Annotated in this window: 12 protein-coding genes; 5 read left to right on the top strand and 7 right to left on the bottom strand. The window is 58.2% G+C overall.

Features of this window, described 5'->3' with window-relative positions; genetic code table 11:
- The first annotated feature begins 95 nt into the window (after positions 1-95).
- Both ACYZTZ_RS26415 and ACYZTZ_RS26410 read left to right on the top strand, forming a co-directional pair.
- Positions 96-1,151, top strand: coding sequence for an HAD family hydrolase (locus ACYZTZ_RS26415; RefSeq protein ID WP_462000129.1), 1,056 nt, complete (start codon positions 96-98; stop codon positions 1,149-1,151).
- 178 nt (positions 1,152-1,329) lie between these two features.
- Complete coding sequence (locus ACYZTZ_RS26410) at positions 1,330-2,544, top strand: SGNH/GDSL hydrolase family protein (RefSeq protein ID WP_462000128.1); 1,215 nt, start codon at positions 1,330-1,332, stop codon at positions 2,542-2,544.
- 72 nt (positions 2,545-2,616) lie between these two features.
- Here the strand turns inward: ACYZTZ_RS26410 and ilvD are convergent, their stop codons facing one another.
- The 5 genes from ilvD to ACYZTZ_RS26385 form a co-directional block, all read right to left on the bottom strand.
- Positions 2,617-4,458: a dihydroxy-acid dehydratase gene (ilvD, locus tag ACYZTZ_RS26405; RefSeq protein ID WP_008150549.1), complete on the bottom strand. Its 1,842-nt coding sequence runs from the start codon at positions 4,456-4,458 to the stop codon at positions 2,617-2,619.
- Between the two features lie 258 nt (positions 4,459-4,716).
- The gene (locus tag ACYZTZ_RS26400) at positions 4,717-5,922 is read right to left on the bottom strand and encodes a multidrug effflux MFS transporter (protein ID WP_462000127.1); all 1,206 of its coding nucleotides are present in this window, start codon (positions 5,920-5,922) and stop codon (positions 4,717-4,719) included.
- Positions 5,915-6,892 carry a diiron oxygenase gene (locus tag ACYZTZ_RS26395; protein ID WP_462000126.1) on the bottom strand — a complete coding sequence of 326 codons (978 nt, stop codon included), beginning with the start codon at positions 6,890-6,892 and terminating at the stop codon, positions 5,915-5,917. The genes ACYZTZ_RS26400 and ACYZTZ_RS26395 overlap by 8 nt, the downstream gene beginning before the upstream one ends.
- The gene (locus ACYZTZ_RS26390) at positions 6,889-7,968 is read right to left on the bottom strand and encodes a SagB family peptide dehydrogenase (protein WP_462000125.1); all 1,080 of its coding nucleotides are present in this window, start codon (positions 7,966-7,968) and stop codon (positions 6,889-6,891) included. Before ACYZTZ_RS26390 ends, ACYZTZ_RS26395 begins: the two co-directional genes overlap by 4 nt.
- A 424-nt stretch (positions 7,969-8,392) precedes the next feature.
- Complete coding sequence (locus tag ACYZTZ_RS26385; RefSeq protein WP_046045202.1) at positions 8,393-9,589, bottom strand: class I SAM-dependent rRNA methyltransferase; 1,197 nt, start codon at positions 9,587-9,589, stop codon at positions 8,393-8,395.
- Positions 9,590-9,823: 234 nt separating this feature from the next.
- On the opposite strand from ACYZTZ_RS26385, the gene ACYZTZ_RS26380 reads away from it, so the two are divergent.
- The 3 genes from ACYZTZ_RS26380 to ACYZTZ_RS26370 are packed head-to-tail and all read left to right on the top strand — an operon-like array spanning position 9,824 to position 11,857.
- On the top strand, positions 9,824-10,639 hold the full coding sequence (locus ACYZTZ_RS26380; RefSeq protein WP_462000716.1) for an HDOD domain-containing protein: 816 nt from the start codon (positions 9,824-9,826) through the stop codon (positions 10,637-10,639).
- A gap of 28 nt (positions 10,640-10,667) precedes the next feature.
- Positions 10,668-11,480, top strand: a complete 813-nt coding sequence (mutM, locus tag ACYZTZ_RS26375; protein ID WP_008150567.1) for a bifunctional DNA-formamidopyrimidine glycosylase/DNA-(apurinic or apyrimidinic site) lyase — start codon at positions 10,668-10,670, stop codon at positions 11,478-11,480.
- A 53-nt stretch (positions 11,481-11,533) separates the two neighbouring features.
- Complete coding sequence (locus tag ACYZTZ_RS26370) at positions 11,534-11,857, top strand: multidrug transporter (RefSeq protein WP_462000124.1); 324 nt, start codon at positions 11,534-11,536, stop codon at positions 11,855-11,857.
- Between the two features lie 131 nt (positions 11,858-11,988).
- Here the strand turns inward: ACYZTZ_RS26370 and ACYZTZ_RS26365 are convergent, their stop codons facing one another.
- Both ACYZTZ_RS26365 and coaD read right to left on the bottom strand, forming a co-directional pair.
- Complete coding sequence (locus ACYZTZ_RS26365) at positions 11,989-12,240, bottom strand: YfhL family 4Fe-4S dicluster ferredoxin (RefSeq protein ID WP_048722619.1); 252 nt, start codon at positions 12,238-12,240, stop codon at positions 11,989-11,991.
- A gap of 102 nt (positions 12,241-12,342) precedes the next feature.
- A complete protein-coding gene (gene coaD, locus ACYZTZ_RS26360; protein WP_008150570.1) occupies positions 12,343-12,822 on the bottom strand; it encodes a pantetheine-phosphate adenylyltransferase in 480 nt (159 codons plus the stop codon).
- Between the last annotated feature and the right edge of the window lie 19 nt (positions 12,823-12,841).

Genomic DNA, 12,841 nt, shown 5'->3' with positions numbered 1-12,841 from the left:
GCACGTTAGCGGTCGCAGGTAGACGAGAGGTGTCATATTAATTTGATAGCGTCGATCTCTTTGATTCAGGGTCTTTTAATAAGGGAAGTATGCCGATGAAGCTCGCACCGAAATTTATGGTCGCTGCACTCTGCCTGGGCCTTGCCGGCCAGGTATTCGCCACGGATTTGAAGCATTGGCCAGCCGATCAGGCCAAGGCGCTGGACGCAATGATTGCCGCCAACGCCAACAAAGGTAACTACGCGGTGTTCGACATGGACAACACCAGTTACCGCTACGACCTCGAAGAGTCGTTGCTGCCGTTCATGGAAAACAAGGGCCTGATCACCCGCGAGAAACTCGACCCCTCCCTGAAACTGATGCCGTTCAAAGACACTGCCGACCACAAGGAAAGCCTGTTCAGTTACTACTATCGCCTCTGCGAAGTCGACGACATGGTCTGCTATCCATGGGTCGCCCAAGTGTTCTCCGGCTTCACCCTCCAGGAACTCAAAGGCTACGTCGATGAGTTGATGGCGTCCGGTAAACCGGTGCCGGCGACGTATTACGACGGCGACGTGGTCAAGAAGCTCGACGTCAATCCGCCAAAAGTCTTCACCGGCCAGGCAGAGCTCTACAACAAGCTGATGGAGAACGGCATCGAGGTCTACGTGATGACCGCTGCCTCCGAAGAACTGGTGCGCATGGTCGCTGCCGATCCGAAGTACGGCTACAACGTGAAACCGCAGAACGTGATCGGCGTGAGCTTGTTGCTCAAGGACCCGAAGACCGGCGAGCTGACCACCGCGCGCAAGCAGATCACCGCGGGCAAGTATGACGAGAAGGCTAACCTCGGCCTCGAACTGACCCCGTACCTGTGGACTCCGGCGACCTGGATGGCCGGCAAGCACGCGGCGATCCTGACTTACATCGACGAGTGGAAAAAACCGGTACTGGTGGGCGGCGATACGCCGAGCAGCGACGGTTACATGCTGTTCCACGATGTCGACGTGGCCAAGGGTGGCATCCACTTGTGGGTCAACCGCAAAGACAAATACATGACCCAGATTAACGGCATGATGGCCAAGCACGCTGCAGCTCAGGCCAAGGAAGGGTTGCAGGTCACGGCGGACAAGAACTGGGTGATCGTCAAGCCTGAAGAGATTCAGTAAATGCCACGATAATCGCACCCGCACAGTGTGTGGGCGCGACCGGCCCCGCCAATGCGGGGCTTTTTTTTGTTCGGAATAACGACGCGCGGTGGCTGTAAGCTGCCTATATTCATTGGTTAATCATTGGGTGATACGGTGCTGGGCAGTTGGCTCGGGCAACGACCGAAGGAACGGGGGCATGCGACGATTACATCGGGTCTTTATCGCGTGGATGATCACCACGCTGAGCGGATACGGCTGGCTTTGCACGAGTGCGGCGGCTGAGTTGATGCCGCGAAATGATCAAGTCATTTCACCAGACGTGCCTCAAGGGGCCTCGACCCTGAACTTGAGTAAACTGGTGGGCAAACTAAAAGCCTCGCGCAGCACGTCGGTCAGTATTGTGCAGCTGGGCGACTCTCACACGGCTGCCGATTTGTTCACAGGCGAAATGCGCCGACTGTTCCAGAAACAATACGGCGTCGGCGGCATTGGCTTCATCGCGGCGATGCCTGTACCAGGCACTCGTTACGATCAGGTTGTTCTGTCGACGGTAGATGGGCAGTGGCGTCTGGTTTCCAGTCGCAATCAGTACAGTGGCGAGTTTCCATTGGGGGGCTATCTGTCGCTGCCCATGAGGCCGGGCGCAGGGGTGCATATCGAATCACGAGCATCGAATGACGGCATATATCGAATATCGGCGCTGTACCGTGCGCTCTTCAATAGCCGCCTGACCGCCATTGCTGGAGGGGACTCTGCCAGTGTCGAGCTGTTGCCAACATCTGGACAGTGGCGTTTCAGCCCGGCTATCCAACCCGTAAGTCTGCCGGTGGATCTGGTGATAGCCTCGAATCAGACCGTAGAACTGGGAGGCTGGAACATCGAGTCTTTGACAGAGAGTGGAGTGACGTACTCTGCATTGGGTGTTAATGGTGCGATGTTGAAGATTCTCGATAGGTGGCAAGACGGCTGGCAAAGCACTCTGCAAGCCTTGCGCCCTGACTTGCTGGTACTCGCGTATGGGGGTAATGAAGCATTTGACGACGATCTGGACCTGACACTTTATGAGGCTGACCTGAGCGAGAAGCTTGTCCTGTTGCGACGCACCTTGCCTGATCTCGTGATCTTGCTGGTCGGGCCAGCAGACTCGATAAAACAACGGTCCGCTGACTCGTGCGCCGGGCGCCAACCGGCAAAACTGGCTCAGATCATTCAAATTCAAAGGCAAGCAGCACTGAAGGCCGCAGCCTTGTTCTGGGACTGGCAAGCTTACATGGGCGGCGCCTGTTCAATTGAGCGCTGGCAGGCAGCGCATTTGGCTCAAAATGATCTGATTCACCTGAATGGTGAAGGTTATAAAAAAAGCGCCGGCGAACTTTACGATTACCTGCAAGCTCGGTTGGTGGGGCCGTAAAGCGAGATCTCATCATCGGCCCATAAAAAAGCCCCGCACTTGGCGGGGCATTCTTATAGCGGTGATCGACGCTTACAGCCCGTCGAGCATGGCCTTGTTACGCACGGCACCCTTGTCGGCGCTGGTCGCCAACAGAGCGTAGGCCTTCAGTGCGGTGGTCACCTTGCGTGGACGTTTTTCCACAGGCTTCCAGCCTTTCTGATCCTGCTCGGCACGACGGCCGGCCATTTCTTCGTCGCTGATCAACAGGTTGATCGAGCGGTTCGGAATGTCGATCAGCACTTTGTCGCCATCCTGCACCAGACCAATCGCGCCGCCCGCTGCCGCTTCCGGGGAAGCGTGGCCGATGGACAGGCCCGAGGTGCCGCCGGAGAAACGACCATCGGTGAGCAGGGCGCAAGCTTTGCCCAGGCCTTTGGATTTCAGGTACGACGTCGGGTACAGCATTTCCTGCATGCCCGGGCCGCCTTTCGGGCCTTCGTAACGAATGATCACGATGTCGCCAGCCTTCACTTCATCCGCAAGGATGCCGCGTACGGCGCTGTCCTGGCTTTCGAAGATCTTCGCGTTGCCTTCGAAGACGTGGATCGACTCGTCGACGCCGGCGGTTTTCACCACGCAGCCATCCAGCGCAATGTTGCCGTAGAGAACGGCCAGGCCGCCTTCTTTCGAGTAAGCGTGTTCGACACTGCGGATGCAGCCGTTTTCACGGTCGTCGTCCAGGGTTTCCCAACGGGTCGACTGGCTGAACGCGGTTTGCGTCGGGATGCCCGCCGGACCGGCCTTGAAGAAGTGATGCACGGCTTCGTCGTCGGTCTGAGTGATGTCCCACTTGGCGATGCCTTCAGCCAGGGTCTTGCTGTGCACGGTCGGCAGGTCGGTGTGCAGCAGACCGCCACGGGCCAGCGAGCCGAGGATGCTGAAGATCCCGCCGGCGCGGTGCACGTCTTCCATGTGGTACTTCTGGATGTTCGGCGCGACTTTGCACAGTTGCGGCACGTGACGGGAGAGACGGTCGATGTCGCGCAGGTCGAAATCGATCTCGGCTTCCTGGGCTGCGGCCAGCAAGTGCAGGATGGTGTTGGTGGAACCGCCCATGGCGATGTCCAGCGTCATGGCGTTTTCGAACGCCTTGAAGTTGGCAATGTTGCGCGGCAATACCGACTCATCGTTGTCGCCGTAGTAACGCTTGCACAGCTCGACGATGGTGCGGCCGGCCTGCAGGAACAGCTGTTCGCGGTCGCTGTGGGTGGCGAGGGTCGAACCGTTGCCCGGCAATGCCAGGCCCAGGGCTTCAACCAGGCAGTTCATCGAGTTGGCGGTGAACATGCCGGAGCACGAACCGCAGGTCGGGCAGGCGCTGCGCTCGTACTCAGCGACTTTCTCGTCAGAAGCGCTGGAGTCGGCGGCGATCACCATGGCGTCGACGAGGTCGAGACCGTGGCTGGCCAGTTTGGTCTTGCCGGCTTCCATCGGGCCGCCGGAAACGAAGATCACCGGGATGTTCAGGCGCAGGGCAGCCATCAACATGCCTGGGGTGATCTTGTCGCAGTTGGAGATGCAGACGATGGCGTCGGCGCAGTGGGCGTTGACCATGTACTCGACGGAGTCGGCGATGATCTCGCGGCTCGGCAGCGAATACAGCATGCCGTCATGACCCATGGCGATGCCGTCATCCACGGCGATGGTGTTGAATTCTTTGGCGACACCGCCGGCGCGTTCGATTTCGCGGGCGACCAGTTGGCCCAGGTCCTTGAGGTGGACGTGGCCCGGTACGAACTGGGTGAAGGAGTTGGAAATGGCGATGATCGGCTTTTTGAAGTCGTCATCTTTCATCCCCGTTGCGCGCCACAGTGCGCGGGCGCCGGCCATGTTGCGGCCATGGGTGGATGTTTTCGAGCGGTAATCAGGCATGAAGCACTCCGGGCGGCTAATCAGGTATCAAAAGGGAAGTGAGCTTCTATTGACGTCTGGAACACTCAGAAATGGCCGTGTGTCCGGAAGTTGCCGATAACTTTGCGGGATCGCCGCGCGCTTCAGCTTGAGCTCATAAACCCGCCGGGGGATGACTGGCGATGAATGTCGCGATTCTACACGGCTGGCGTCAGGAGGGAATGCCGGAAAAGGGGGATCCAGCGCTGACGGAGCGTGTGGGATGACGACCGGCAGGAATCACCCGCTATTCAGCGAGAGCTGCCGACGTGTGATCAGTGCATTGAAGGAAACGCCGACGGTGCTCAAGGCGAGGAAACTCAATGCGAGAGTCGTTTGCAGATGGGCTCCACTCAGATTGATCAGGGCGCTGATCACCCCGCCGAAGATGAATACCAGCGTGTTCCCGGCCGACGCCGAGGTGCCGGCCATGTCCGGAAAAACCTCCATCGCCTTCGAGGTGGCGACAGGGCGGACGATGGTCGTGCCGGCAGTGCAGATGATCATAGGGATCAGCACGGTCAGGGCTGAAAGCCCCAGCAGATTTGAGAGCAAGAGCATTACCAGCCCCGAAAAGAAGATCAGGCTCAAACCAACAATGATCTGTGTATTGGGTGCGATTCGCCCAGCCAGGACTCGAGCGACAATGCCGCCGATGATGTAAGCCACGCCATACAGCAGCAGTGTCAGGGAAAACTCGTAGGCCGAAAGCTGCAACTGCTCCATGAAGATCAGGGGCGAGATGACAATGAAGGAAAAGTGGCAGGTGAAGGCGATGGCGGCGATCAGCCAATAGCCGAGGAACCCCGCATCGCGACAGACGCGCCGGTAGGACTGAAGAATGCTTCGGCGCGGGGTTGTGGCGGTGTGCCGGTTTTCAAGAAAGAAGCAGGCCTTAAGGAACACGGCGGCGGCGAGGGCAATAAAGACAATGAAGCTTGCGGGCCAGTCCAGTGCCTGTTGCAACAGGGTGCCAGCCAGTGGCGAGACGGAAATGAAGATCCCACTGGCGGTGACCATCAGAATCCGCAGTTGATCCCGCTCCTTGCCGTCGAACAGGTCCTGGACCAGCGCCTGCGAGAGTACGAAGCAACCGCAGCCGATGGCCTGCACCACCCGGAACATCAGGAACCAGGCGTAGTCGGTGGACAGCACGCAACCCGTCGCACCGACAATCGAGACCGCCATTCCCGCCAGCAGCAGACTTTTGCGCCCGATGACATCCGAAAGCGGCCCGACCAGTAGTTGGGAAAGTGCGATCCCGATGGCAAACAGGCTGATGGAAAACGCGATGTCGCCTGGTGTGGTCCGGAAGTGTTCGGCCAGCGCCGGGAACGATGGCAACAGAACATCCAGAGGGAAGACCCCGAGCATCACCATGGTCATTAACAGGGTTATCGCAGAGCGGCGGTGTTTGACACTGACCGCAGATTTTCCTTCATCCATCGACAAGTCCTGCCTGTGCAAAGAGCTGCTGGTTAAAAGGCAGGTCGAAAAAACCTGCCTTTTCCATTGCCTGTAGCGTCGCGCCGGCACCTGATCGGGCGCGCTGAAGGCAGGCTTGCGGGCCGGTCAGGGCACTGAGGATTTCTGCGACGCAATTCTCCCTGAGGCCTACGCTGTTCAGGCTTTCCTTCAGCCATCGCTCATCGACTTCAAAGAAAATCAGGAGGATGTCCACCAGCAGCTTCGCGGCGAACGTGCGTTGGCTGCTGTTCAGGGTCAGCCACAGATAATGGAACACTTCGCAAAAATAACGACTGTGTCGGGCCTCATCGGTGAGGTGGTCCCTGAGCATTTCCTGGACGCTGGACACCAGCTCGTTGCGACAAACTTCGAGCAGTTCCCTGGCGATGATGGTCTCGGACACGAAGCCGACGAGAAACCAGGCCAGCGCCTTATGCCTGTCAGGTGCGTGGTCAAGCAGGGCGTTCAGTCGGGTAATGCGGTGGGGCATCACCGGGCGTTGGGTCATGCCGTAAAGGTCGGCTATCTGCTCGGCGAGACTATTGGAGAACAGCGCGTGATAACCCTCATCGGTATAGAGCTGGAGGGCGGCCGTTTTCATTCGTCGGGGAATGGACGCACCGAGCTCATCGTGGACGATGGTTTCCACGGAGCGGTTGACGATCCGATGTTCGAGCCGGGTGGTGTAGTCGAGGAAGTACACCAGATGGTTGGCCGATAAACGATGGATGATCGCGCTGCCGGCTGCTTCGATCACCGGGTGATTCAGGTAGGGCAAGAAGGCGGGCGGGAACCAGTGTCGTGTTTCCAGTTGCCGTTCCAGATCTGATGGCAATTGATAGGTGTGCTCGCTGGTTCGTACCGAGGCCCGGGTGTTCCAGTCGCCGAGGGTGAAGCGCTGTGCCCAGGCGTCGGGCAGTGACAGGTCGTCTGTGCGGGGCTCGGTCATTGTTGTGAGCCTCGGCTGCTGAGCAGTGCTTTTAATTCCTTGCACATCACTTGCCCGTCACTCTGGCCGCAACCCACAAAAAACAACGCTTGTTCGGCGCTGTCCTCGATCCCCAGCAACGTTTCGACCTGATCGTCGGCCAACGCACCGGTCAGCCAGGTGCTTAACCCAAGTGCGGTGGCCACCAGTTGAAAGGTCTGGGAAATATGACCTGCCTCGACGTAAGCCATTCGGTAGGCCCGCGAGTGTTCATATTTCCACCACAGTTTGTCGAAGCGAGCGGTGATGAACAGGCCGACTGGCAGGTTGTTGATGAAATGCTGCCCACATAACAACTGGCCCAAGGGCGAGTCAGGCACCGGATTGACGAAGCTCAACGCATGTTCGTCGGGGTGGTAGGCGTAGAGCCCGGGATTCAGGCCGCTGACGTTCTGAACATGCAGAAAACCTTCGCAGGCATTCAGCCCGCCACCGGATGGACTGCTACGCCGGGCGCCGAGACCTTCAGCGATGGTTTCGTCGATGTCGTTGTCGCGCTCACGTAGATAGCCAAGGGACAAATACAAAAGAGTGCCCACATCGTCGAGAGAAAGCCCTTCACCCGTGAAGGAGCGACAGGTCTTTCGGTCGATCAACGTCTTTGCAAGTGCGCTTTGCGGCAGACAGGAAGGTTGGGGCAGGGCAATCCGCTCGCTTGTCGGGCGTTCTGTGAGTCTGACCTGCGGGGCAGGAGTGGCCAGTACTTCGGCGCAATGGTCCAGATAGTGTCTCGACCATTCATTAATATCTTGGGGGACGTATTCACAAGGAATGTTCTTGGTGCCGATATGAAATATCTTCGACAGTTCATCCCAGCCCCATTCAAGTGGGTCTTGTATTGAAGGTGTGAGTATTCCCGCGTTCAGGAGTTGCGTGTCTATTATGTTGTTGTTATCAAACTTTTCAGGGTTGTCGATAAGGTGTGCAAGGCGGGTTGAATATTCAAGGTTCAATTCGAACTGTTTGTGGTTCTTGTAATCCCAGACTATTTGGTTGGGCGTGCGGGGAAGTATGAATATATAGGGGTTTATCTGCATGATTGGCGACTCACTCTGGTCTTTGCCATAGAAAACGCTGGGTAGCCGGCACTCCCCAGCGTTTCATTCACTTAACGGGCTTTTGGAGCAACCAGAAAAGACAGGTTGGCGATTTTGTTAGATTCCAGAGTAATTGCTTTCATGTTTTGAACTCCTTGTAATTGATAGTGAGTGTCACTCCTTTGTGACGACTTAATCATAGTTTGTAATGAGTTCTTATCAAGGGGAAATTGGGTAGGAATGTTCCAGTAATTTTGTCGGATCGATCTGAGGGTTGGATGAATCTTGTAAGTTCTGTCCGCTAAAATAAAAGACACAGCGAAACGTCCTGCAAGTCATTAAGACTGCCGGAGTAGGAAGTTGGAGAGTTCAATAACAGAAAACAGAACGGGGAGCCGGCGGGCTCCCCGTTAAACCGGCGAAATCAGCTGTTTGGCAGCAGACGGCAGGTGATGCTCTTGATATAGCGGGTTTCGGCGATGGCCGGGTGAACCGGGTGATCCGGGCCCTGACCGCCGCGCTCCAGCATCTGGATGTTGCGGTCCAGGTGACGGGCGCTGGTCAGCAGGATGTTCTGCAGATCGTCTTCCGGCAGGTGCATCGAGCACGAAGCGCTGACCAGGATGCCGTCCTTGCTGAGCAGGCGCATGGCTTGCTCGTTCAGGCGACGGTAGGCACCTTCACCGTTCTTCATGTCTTTTTTGCGTTTGATGAACGCCGGAGGATCGGCAACGATCACGTCGAAACGCTCTTCGCTGGCTTTCAGCTCTTTCAGGGCTTCGAACACGTCACCTTCAATGCAGGTCATCTTGTCGGCGAAACCGTTCAGCGCGGCGTTGCGCTCGACGCCGTCGAGGGCGAAGGCTGATGCGTCGACGCAGAACACTTCACTGGCGCCGAACGCAGCCGCTTGCACGCCCCAGCCGCCGATGTAGCTGTACAGGTCGAGAACGCGCTTGCCTTTGGCATAAGGTGCCAGGCGTGCGCGGTTCATGCGGTGGTCGTAGAACCAGCCGGTTTTCTGTCCCTGGATGACGGGCGCTTCGAATTTCACGCCGTTCTCTTCCAGGGCAACCCACTCCGGCACCAGGCCGAACACGGTTTCGACGTAGCGGTTGAGGCCTTCGGCATCACGGGCAGCGGAGTCGTTCTTGAACAGAATGCCGCTAGGTTTGATCACTTGGGTCAGTGCTGCGATCACGTCTTCTTTATGGGCTTCCATGGTTGCCGAAGCGATCTGTACCACCAGGATGTCGCCGAAACGGTCGACTACCAGACCCGGCAGCAGGTCGGAATCGCCGTAGACCAGGCGATAGAACGGCTTGTCGAACAAGCGATCGCGCAGGGACAGCGCGACGTTCAGGCGATGCACCAGCAGCGACTTGTCCAGCGGCAACTTGATGTCGCGCGACAAGAGACGGGCGCAGATCAGGTTGTTCGGGCTCATGGCAACGATGCCCAGCGGCTTGCCGCCGGCTGCTTCGAGGATCGCCTGATCGCCGGCCTTGAAGCCGTGCAAAGGTGTAGCGGCTACATCGATTTCGTTGCTGTAGACCCACAAGTGGCCGTTTCGCAGGCGACGGTCGGCGTTGGCTTTGAGGCGCAGGCTAGGCAGGGACATGACGTCGCTCCGGAAAAAAGAGCGGGAGTATAGCGTGTTGCGCACAGCCACGGTTTGGCGGATGGACATGCGGTGAGGAAGGGCCAGGCATTTGATGAAACTTCAGGCGATGGACCGGCCAAGGTGTCGGATCCAACTTTATAAGGGTTAGAATCGCCGCCTGTCCCAGAGTGTGTACTTATGTCCCCAGAGCTGACTTCCGAACAGATTCAACAGTCCCTGCAAGGCATCAGCGTGCCGGCCCAGCCGCAAATCATGGTGGATTTGCAGATGGAACAGTACATGCCCGATCCGGATCTGGAGGTGATCGCGAAGCTGATCTCCCAGGACCCGGGCCTCTCTGGCGCCTTGTTGAAAATCGTCAACTCGCCGTACTACGGCTTGAGCAACAAGATCGCCTCGATTCAGCGTGCGGTGAATCTGCTGGGCAGCCGCTCGATCATCAACCTGATCAACGCGCAGTCGATCAAGGGCGAGATGAACGACGACACCATCGTTACCTTGAATCGCTTCTGGGATACCGCCCAGGACGTGGCGATGACCTGCCTGACCCTGGCCAAGCGCATTGGCACCCAGGCCGGCGATGAAGCGTACGCGTTGGGCCTGTTCCATGACTGCGGCGTGCCGCTGATGCTTCAGCGCTTCCCCAACTACATGACCGTTCTGGAAGAGGCCTACGCCAATGCCAGCGCCGAATGCCGGGTGGTGGATACCGAGAATCGGGTGTTCAATACCAATCATGCGGTGGTGGGTTATTACACCGCCAAATCCTGGCGCCTGCCGGAGCATGTGACCGCCGCCATCGCCAATCACCACAATGCGTTGGCGATCTTCAGCGACGAGTCGTCGCGCAACAGTCAGCTGAAGAACCTGCTGGCGATCCTGAAAATGGCCGAGCACATTTGTGCGTCCTTCCGGGTGCTGGGCAGCCAGCGTGATGACCACGAGTGGAACAGCATCGCACCGCTGGTTCTCGATTATGTCGGTCTCTCGGACTACGACTTCGAGACCCTCAAACAAACGATTCGTGACCTTGGCGCTCACCGCTGAGCGTTGCACAGCCTGATTCGAGAGCACCATGCCGGAACTGCCTGAAGTCGAAACCACCCGCCGCGGAATTGCTCCACACCTGGAAGGCCAGCGCGTCAGCCGGGTGATCGTGCGTGAGCGGCGCTTGCGCTGGCCGATTCCCGAAGACCTGGATGTGCGGCTGTCTGGCCAGCGCATCGTGCTGGTGGAAAGACGCGCGAAGTACCTGCTGATTAATGCCGAAGTCGGCACGTTGATCAGCCATTTGGGGATGTCGGGAAATCTGCGTCTGGTGGAAATCGGCACGCCGGTGGCCAAGCATGAGCATGTGGACATCGAACTGGAGTCCGGCCTGGCCTTGCGTTACACCGATCCGCGACGGTTTGGCGCGATGCTCTGGAGCCTTGACCCACTCAACCATGAATTGTTGATTCGCCTGGGGCCGGAGCCGTTGACCGACCTGTTCGACGGCGAGCGCTTGTTCCAGCAGTCCCGTGGGCGATCCATGGCAGTCAAACCGTTCATCATGGACAACGCAGTGGTGGTCGGTGTGGGCAATATCTACGCAACCGAAGCGTTGTTCGCCGCCGGTATCGACCCGCGTCGTGAGGCCAAAAGCATCTCTCGGGGGCGTTATCTGAAACTGGCGATCGAGATCAAACGTATCCTGGCGGCCGCTATCGAACGCGGCGGCACCACACTGCGAGACTTTATCGGCGGTGACGGTCAGCCGGGTTATTTCCAGCAGGAACTGTTCGTGTACGGCCGTGGCGGTGCGCCCTGCAAGGTCTGTGGCACGGAGTTGCGGGAAGTGAAGCTCGGGCAGCGCGCCAGCGTCTTTTGCCCGCGTTGTCAGAGCTGAAACGCCCAGGGTCTATAGTCAGTGTTCTGACTGCCTAGCCCAAGGACCGTGCCATGAACCTGTTTCGAACCGTTATCGTCGTTTTGCTGCTGAGCGTCGGTGCGCCAGCGCTGGCGGCAAACACGGGCAGCGGCGACCCGCGTTACACCATCCAGAATCCCCCGGCGTACGCCATGCTCGGCGATTTGCTGATTGCCCGACCTTTGTTGGTCGTGGCGACGGTGATCGGTGCCGGAGCGTTTGTGGTGTCGTTGCCGTTTACCGCGTTGGGCGGCGGCGTTGGCGATGCGGGACAGGCGTTGGTGGTTGACCCGGCGAAAGCGGCGTTCGTACGGTGCCTTGGGTGTATCGGGGAGGGGTTTGAGCAGAGGGAGTGAAGTCAGTTACTTCTTTGGTGTGGCTGATGGCCCTATCGCGAGCAGGCTCGCTCCCACAGTAGATCGCGATCAACTGTGGGAGCGAGCTTGCTCGCGATAGGGCCGGCACAGCCGCTACAAAACTATCTGACTCAAGCCTTCCCGGTAATGACCCGATACTTCGCCATCAACTGCTCTTCAGTCTCCGGATGCGCCTCGTCCAGCGGAATGCAATCCACCGGGCACACTTGCTGGCACTGAGGTTCGTCGTAGTGGCCGACGCACTGGGTGCACAGGTTCGGGTCGATCACGTAGATCTCTTCGCCCTGGGAGATGGCGGCGTTCGGACACTCAGGTTCGCAGACGTCGCAGTTGATGCAATCGTCGGTGATGATCAGGGACATGCTAACTCCAGCCAGGGCGGAAGGCCCGGGCGCAATAAACCAATGCGCACAATTGTGCCGCATTGGCGCCCGCAGTGCACGCGGACGCCGCTTGAGCGGTTGTTACTTCTTGAAGCGTTCGTTCAGGGCGTCCGCCACCGCAGGGTGGACGAACTTGGTGATATCGCCGCCCAAGGCTGCAATTTCACGGACCAGCGTCGAGGAAATGTACGAATAACGTTCGGACGGGGTAAGAAACAGACTTTCCACATCCGGCGCCAGCTGACGGTTCATGTTGGCCAGCTGGAATTCGTATTCGAAGTCCGACACCGCACGCAAACCACGCAGGAACACGTTGGCGTTCTTCTCTTTGGCGAAATGCGCCAGCAACGTCGAGAAGCCGACGACTTCAACGTTCGGCAGATGTTTAGTGACCTCGCGGGCCAGCGCCACACGCTGTTCCAGGGGAAACAACGGGTTTTTCTTCGGGCTGGCGGCGACGGCGATGATCACATGATCGAACAGGCGCGCGGCGCGTTCGACCAGATCGCCATGGCCCTTGGTAATAGGGTCGAAGGTACCTGGGTACAACACTCGGTTCATCGCGTCGTCCTGGCGGGAG

It is taken from the genome of Pseudomonas sp. LB3P58 (genome assembly GCF_054897895.1).
Note: the sequence above shows the minus strand (reverse complement) of the source record. Positions and strands in the feature narration are given on the sequence as shown.